The sequence below is a fragment of the Hungatella hathewayi WAL-18680 genome, from assembly GCF_000235505.1.
Lineage (GTDB): Bacteria > Bacillota > Clostridia > Lachnospirales > Lachnospiraceae > Hungatella_A > Hungatella_A hathewayi_A.
The window spans coordinates 1032914-1039244 of sequence record NZ_JH379027.1; the positions used below are offsets into that span (position 1 = coordinate 1032914).

Annotated in this window: 8 protein-coding genes; all 8 read left to right on the forward strand. The window is 52.3% G+C overall.

What is annotated here, in order from left to right:
• Positions 1 to 66: 66 nt before the first annotated feature.
• The gene (locus HMPREF9473_RS04715; protein ID WP_006778918.1) at positions 67 to 915 is read left to right on the forward strand and encodes an AraC family transcriptional regulator; all 849 of its coding nucleotides are present in this window, start codon (positions 67 to 69) and stop codon (positions 913 to 915) included.
• 144 nt (positions 916 to 1059) lie between these two features.
• On the forward strand, positions 1060 to 1548 hold the full coding sequence (locus HMPREF9473_RS04720) for an RNA polymerase sigma factor (protein ID WP_006778919.1): 489 nt from the start codon (positions 1060 to 1062) through the stop codon (positions 1546 to 1548).
• Positions 1549 to 1703: 155 nt separating this feature from the next.
• Positions 1704 to 2438, forward strand: a complete 735-nt coding sequence (locus tag HMPREF9473_RS04725; RefSeq protein WP_242830774.1) for a DUF3298 and DUF4163 domain-containing protein — start codon at positions 1704 to 1706, stop codon at positions 2436 to 2438.
• A 78-nt stretch (positions 2439 to 2516) separates the two neighbouring features.
• On the forward strand, positions 2517 to 3455 hold the full coding sequence (locus HMPREF9473_RS04730) for a sugar-binding transcriptional regulator (protein WP_006778921.1): 939 nt from the start codon (positions 2517 to 2519) through the stop codon (positions 3453 to 3455).
• Positions 3456 to 3665: 210 nt separating this feature from the next.
• Positions 3666 to 4301, forward strand: a complete 636-nt coding sequence (locus tag HMPREF9473_RS04735) for a DAK2 domain-containing protein (protein WP_006778922.1) — start codon at positions 3666 to 3668, stop codon at positions 4299 to 4301.
• A gap of 55 nt (positions 4302 to 4356) precedes the next feature.
• Entirely contained in the window at positions 4357 to 5355 is a 999-nt protein-coding gene (locus tag HMPREF9473_RS04740) for a dihydroxyacetone kinase subunit DhaK (RefSeq protein ID WP_006778923.1), read from the forward strand.
• Between the two features lie 82 nt (positions 5356 to 5437).
• Positions 5438 to 5758 (forward strand): hypothetical protein, encoded by a 321-nt coding sequence (locus HMPREF9473_RS04745; protein WP_006778924.1) that lies wholly within the window; start codon positions 5438 to 5440, stop codon positions 5756 to 5758.
• An 82-nt stretch (positions 5759 to 5840) separates the two neighbouring features.
• The coding region (locus HMPREF9473_RS04750) for a class II fructose-bisphosphate aldolase (RefSeq protein WP_242830775.1) at positions 5841 to 6331 on the forward strand (491 nt) is incomplete at its 3' end.

Here is a 6331-nt window from a genome sequence, read left to right on the forward strand (position 1 = left end):
GCAGACAAAGAGAGGAAATACCGGTATTAGGACTTTATAATGGAGAAAGAAGCGAGGATGAGAGATATGGAATGGATAGAGCGTCTGAATCAAACGATAAACTATATGGAGGAGCATTTGACGGGGGAGATTGCGTATGAGGAACTGGCACGGCTGGCCTGCTGTTCGACCTATCATTACCAGAGAATGTTTGGATATATGGCGGGAGTTTCCCTGTCGGAGTATATCCGGCGCAGGAGGATGTCACTGGCGGCGGTGGATCTGCTTGGCGGGGAGGAGAAAATCGTGGACCTGGCGCTAAAGTATGGCTACTCGTCGCCGACGGCATTTAACCGGGCGTTTCAGAGTGTCCACGGGATCGCGCCCTCGGCGGTGAAAAAAGGCGGGGCGAACGTGAAAACTTATCCACCCATCAGCTTCAAAATCACGGTAAAAGGAGTGGAAGAGATGAATTATCGTATTGAGAACCGGGAGGAAATCCGGATTGTGGGAATTTCCCAGCCGTTACACAAGGAGATTGAGAAGAATTTTGAGGTGGTTCCGCAGATGTGGGGGAAGGCGGCCATGGATGGGACGATTCCGAGACTGGCGGGGATGATGGACGGCCAGCCCATGGGGCTTTTGGGCGTCAGTGCCTGCGGTGAGGAAGAAAACTGGAGGTATTTTATCGCCGTCGCTTCCTCGGCCCCAGCTGAGGACGGGCTTGAGGAGTACCGGATTCCTGCCTCCACCTGGGCTGTCTTTTCCGGAAGCGGGACAAACCTGTCGATTCAGGAGCTGGAGCGGCGCATCGTCACAGAATGGCTGCCCACCTCCGGCTACGAGTACGGCAACGCGCCGGATATCGAGGTCTATTTAAATCCGGACCCGGCAAACGCCCAGTTTGAGGTGTGGATTCCGGTGAGAAAGAAATAATAGGAATGGAAACATGAGAGGGTAAAAGTGAACCATACTTTTACCCTCTTTTTTCGCGTTGCTGCAACTTTTTGAGACAGAAAGGAATCTATATAGTAGAATGGATGAAGTTCTGAAACTTACTGAGGAGGGAAAGAGGGCCCGATGAGACAGGAATTGTACGACAGGATAGTCGCTTATATTGTGGAGAACCAGGAGAAATTTTACCGGCTGGCATACAGCTATGTCCGCAATCAGGAGGATGCTCTGGACATTGTACAGAATGCGGTGTGCAAGGCATTGGAACATTACGAAACATTAAAAAATGAGGATGCGGTCAGGACCTGGTTTTACCGGATTGTGGTGAATGAGAGCATGGCATTTTTAAAGAAAAACAGGCGGGAAATACCGACGGAGGATGGGTTTGCCGCGGAGATTCCCTACTACGAAGCCGGATATGAGGCGGAGGGTGATATTTATGAGGAGATAAACCGGATGGAGCTGGATGTACAGAATATTATGAAGCTCCGGTTTTATGAGGAACTGTCGCTGAAAGAGATAGCGGAGATTACCCGAATGAATCTGAACACGGTAAAAGCGAAACTTTACCGGGGGCTGAAACTGTTGAAACTGAATATACAGGAGGTGGAATGATGGGCCGGTTGCAGGATGCAAAAAACAGATATGATGAGATTCCGATTCCGGAGGAGCTTGACCTGCGTGTCAGGAACACGATTCAGGAGTTTGAAAAACGCCGGACACCGGCAGATGTAATTCAAATGGAAAAAAAGAAAAGGAGGAATGTTTATATGAAGAGAAGTGCAGTGGCGGCGGCAGCGGCGGTGGTATTGTTTACGGCGGTATTAAATACGAATACGGTATTTGCCGAGGAAGTGAGCACGCTTCCGGTGATTGGAACGATTGCGAGAGTGCTGACCTTCCGCTCCTATGAAAAAGAAGAGGACGATATGAAGGTTCAGGTGGAGATTCCTAGTATCGAAATGATTTCCGGAGAGACGGCGGGATTTTCTGACGAGGTGAACAAAGGAATCTATCAGCTGTGCGAGAATTATGCGAAAGAAGCGATGGAGCGGGCCAGAGAATACCGGGAGGCGTTTCTGGCTACCGGAGGAACCGAGGAGGAATGGGCGGCTCACAAGGTTGAGATAAAGGTGTGGTACGAGGTTCGTTACCAGACAGATTCCTACCTTTCTCTGGCCGTGATGGGGTCTGAAAGCTGGAGTTCGGCTTACAGTGAGACGAAATATTATAATATGGATTTGAAGGATGCAAGAGTGATAACGCTGAAGGATATGCTGGGGGATGATTATATCCGCATCGCTGACGAGAGCATTTCCACACAGATGAAGGAACGGGAGAGCAGCCAGGGGATTGTATTCTTTACGCCGGAGCAGGGAGGATTCCAGGGAATTACGGATGAGACCAGATTCTATATCAATGAGAGCGGAAGGCCGGTGATTGTGTTTGATAAGTATGAGATTGCGCCCGGCGCCTATGGCGAGATAGAGTTTGTGATAGATTGACGGTTGTGCGTCTTCCCGATTACCGTTATAATAGAGGTACTTGCATATAGATACGTACCAAGGACACCGGAGGGGAAGATGGATAGCGGGAAGAGGATAAAAAGGCTGATGGAAGTGGCGTCTCTCTACTATGAGGCGGATGAGACGCAGAGTGAGATTGCGAAGCAGTATGGGATATCCAGGCCCATGGTCAGCCGGCTTCTGAAGGAGGCCAAGGAGGCGGGGATTGTGAAAATTACGATTCAGCCTCCGGCCTCGGAGGAAGAGGTGCTGCTGGCACAGATAAAAAATGAATTTAAGTTAAAGGGCGGCGCGCTGGTGGCGGACGGCGGCAGCGATACGGTTACCAACGATATGCTGGCGGAGGCGGCCATTACATTTTTGAAGGGACTTCACGGAGACAATCTGGGAATGGGCTGGGGACACGTGATTGGCGTGTTTGTCAAACATATGGAGCGGGCGAAGCAGCCGGAGCCGGTGTGCAAAACCATCTGCCCGTTGATTGGAAATGGCGGCGTTGGGCTTAAGAATTACCACTCCAACGAGCTGGTGCGGGTGATTGCGGAGCACAGCGGCGCGGAGCCGGCATTTCTGTATTCTCCAGCCTATGTGCTGTCAGAGCAGGAGTTGAATCTGACGAAGGAGCTGGACAATTACCGGATGGTCAGCGAGGCGTGGAGGAAGCTGGATGTGGCCCTGGTCAATATCGGGAATTTCCCGTCGGTGCCGGATTTTGCATCGGAGGCACGGTATGGCGATGTGCTTGTGAAGCAGAAGGCGGTGGGGCGGATTCTCAATTATTTTGTGAACCGGGAGGGGCGGATTCTGTACTCGGAGACGGATTACGCCATTCAGATTCCGCTGGAACTGCTGCGAAAGACGAAGCATGTGGTGGGCATCTGCTCGGCCAATACTTCGTCCGCGGCATTGCGGGCGGTGCTGCGGACCGGGCTTGTGAATTACCTGATTGCCCCCGGACGGGTGGTGGAGACGGCTTTGAAGGAAGAAATGATATAAAAAGTTACATATGTAACGCATGCGGCTGGGATGGGCGCATGCGTTTTTCTTTTATCCTTCTTTGGATATTGTGAAATATGCACAAATGCAATTGGGATAAATAACCAAAATATGGAAACATAGCGGCAAAAAATTGACAAACCACCTGGCGAATGGTAACCTAAGCATAGAACATTCAGGAAGATTCTGGAAAGGAGAAATGAGTTACATATGTTAATTTCTAAACCGGAAATGAAAAGTATGTTCCATAAAGTGGCGGAGCTGTGGGCGGAGAACAAAGATTATCTCAGCCAGATAGACTCGAAGTTCGGCGATGGAGACCATGGGGTTACCATAGGAAAGATATCAGCGCTGATTGAGAGAAAGCTGTCTGAATGGGAGGACGAGTCCATGGCTTCTTTTGTGATGGACTTGGGCGACGAGACCATGGAGATTGGCGGAGGAAGCGCAGGACCACTGTATGGAACAATGATTGGCGGCATGGGAGAGGCGCTGGAGGATATGGATTCGGTTGACAGCGACGGATTAGTGGGCATGCTGAAGGGAAGCCTGGAGGCGATGGAGGATATCACCACGGCCAAGGTCGGGGACAAGACGATGATGGACGCGCTGATTCCGGCCGTGGAGGCGGCAGTGGCGGCCGGCCAGGCAGGCGGCGATGTGATGGCGGTTTTGACGGCGGCGAAGGAGGCGGCTGTCAGAGGGGCGAAGGAGAGTGAGCAGTATATCTCCAAATTCGGCAGAGCCAAGAGCTACAAGGAGCAGACCATCGGCACGCCGGACGCGGGGGCGGTCAGCACCTCCCTGCTGTTTGTGGGACTGTGCGACGGATTCAGAGAATCGTAACCGGGAACTATGTGGAATGTATGATGATAGAAAATGAATTGGAGGAGGCAGCGCTATGAAGATGAAGAAATTTATTAACAACCCTGAGAACCTGACACCGGAGCTTTTGGAGGGATTTGCGGAAGCCCATAAGGATTTGGTGGTTCTGGGGGAAAACAGAACCGTTATCAACAAAAATCTGGATAAGGCGGACCGCGTCACCATCGTGACCCAGGGCGGTTCCGGCCATGAGCCGGCTATCAGCGGCTTTGTCGGGGATGGAATGGTGGATGTGTCCGTGGTTGGCGATGTATTTGCGGCGCCGGGGCCACAGGCCTGTGTGGACGCCATCAAGCTGGCGGATAAGGGGAAGGGCGTTCTCTATATCGTTTTGAACCATGCGGGCGATATGCTGACCGGCAACCTGACCATGAAGAAATGTGCCAAGGAGGGTCTGCATGTTGTCAAGGTGGTGACCCAGGAGGATGTCTCCAATGCACCCCGCTCCAACGCGGAGGACCGCCGCGGTCTGGTTGGATGTATCCCAACCTACAAGATTGCAGGCGCGGCAGCGGCCGAGGGAAAGAGCCTGGAGGAAGTGGCGGCCGTGGCCCAGCGGTTTGCGGACAATATGGCGACCCTGGCAGTGGCGGTGTCCGGAGCAACCCATCCGGCAACCGGAAGTCTGCTTGCCGATTTGGGCGAGGACGAGATGGAGATTGGTATGGGCCAGCACGGGGAAGGCGGCGGCGGACGCCAGCCGTTAAAGAGTGCGGATGAGACGGCGGTCATCATGATTGACGCGCTGCTTGCAGATATCGGAATCAAAGAGGGCGAAAAGGTGATGCTGATTCTCAACGGAACCGGCGCCACCACGCTGATGGAATTGTTTATCCTTTACCGGAAATGTGCTTCCTATCTGAAGGAGAAGAATATTGAGATTGTGGCCAACTATGTGGGCGAGCTGCTGACCGTACAGGAGCAGGGCGGCTTCCAGATGTTTATGGCGAGAATGGATGACGAGCTTCTTCATTACTGGAACGCGCCGTGTAATACACCTTATATGAAAAAATAAGAGACGGCTGAAACGTGGCCGAAAGCGGGGACTTGAAACAGGAGCATAATAACCGAAGCCAGATAAACAGGAGGATAGGAAGATGGCAGCAGAATATATGCATATTGGAATCCCGGTATTGAATAAAAAAGAGGGCATGACCTATAATGCGGATATGAAGTTCTGGGTCAGCAATGTGGATGACTATGATTTTAAGATTGAGTATCTGAAATTTGAGGAGGGGACCCCGTTCCCGGAGATTTTGTCCAAACAGCCGCATGTGGCTTATAAAGTAGATGATTTGGAACTGTATGCGGAACAGGCGCAGCAGGTGATTTTCGGACCGATGGACTGCGGACCGGGGGTACGGCTGGCATTTGTCATCTGGGATGACGCGATTGTGGAGTTGTACGAAGAGAAGTAAGAGGAAGAGACGTAATGGAAACAGACATAATGGGAAGAGTAAGAGTCTGTGACAAGAAGGAGTAAGACAGATGTTAGTAACGATGAATGAAGTATTGCAATACGCCGAGGAGCGGGGATGTGCGGTGGGGGCGTTTGACACACCGAATCTGGAGCTTTTGATGGCGTCCATCCGGGCGGCCGAGAAGCGGAACGAGCCGGTCATCATCCAGCACGCCCAGCTTCACGAGTGCGAGATGCCCATCGCCATCATCGGCCCCATCATGGTGCAGATGGCAAAAGCGGCCAGTGTTCCGGTCTGCGTCATGCTGGACCACGGTGAGGACATGGACTATGTGAAGACCGCGCTGGAGCTGGGATTCAGCGCCGTGATGTACGACGGCTCCTCCAAATCCTATGAGGACAATGCGGCCATGACAAGAGAAGTGGTAGCCCTGGCCCGGACTTACGGGGCCAGTGTGGAAGCGGAAATCGGAATTGTCACCGGACACGAGGGCAAAGAGTTCCACATCAAGGAGGAGGCCGACGCCTACACTGACCCGGAACTGGCCGCCCGTTTTGTGAAGGAGACTGG

Coding starts and splice junctions, on each gene's coding strand:
- HMPREF9473_RS04715 (WP_006778918.1), top strand. CDS start 67: ATGGAATGGATAGAGCGTCTGAATCAAACGATAAACTATATGGAGGAG.
- HMPREF9473_RS04730 (WP_006778921.1), top strand. CDS start 2,517: ATGGATAGCGGGAAGAGGATAAAAAGGCTGATGGAAGTGGCGTCTCTC.
- HMPREF9473_RS04745 (WP_006778924.1), top strand. CDS start 5,438: ATGGCAGCAGAATATATGCATATTGGAATCCCGGTATTGAATAAAAAA.
- HMPREF9473_RS04735 (WP_006778922.1), top strand. CDS start 3,666: ATGTTAATTTCTAAACCGGAAATGAAAAGTATGTTCCATAAAGTGGCG.
- HMPREF9473_RS04740 (WP_006778923.1), top strand. CDS start 4,357: ATGAAGATGAAGAAATTTATTAACAACCCTGAGAACCTGACACCGGAG.
- HMPREF9473_RS04720 (WP_006778919.1), top strand. CDS start 1,060: ATGAGACAGGAATTGTACGACAGGATAGTCGCTTATATTGTGGAGAAC.
- HMPREF9473_RS04725 (WP_242830774.1), top strand. CDS start 1,704: ATGAAGAGAAGTGCAGTGGCGGCGGCAGCGGCGGTGGTATTGTTTACG.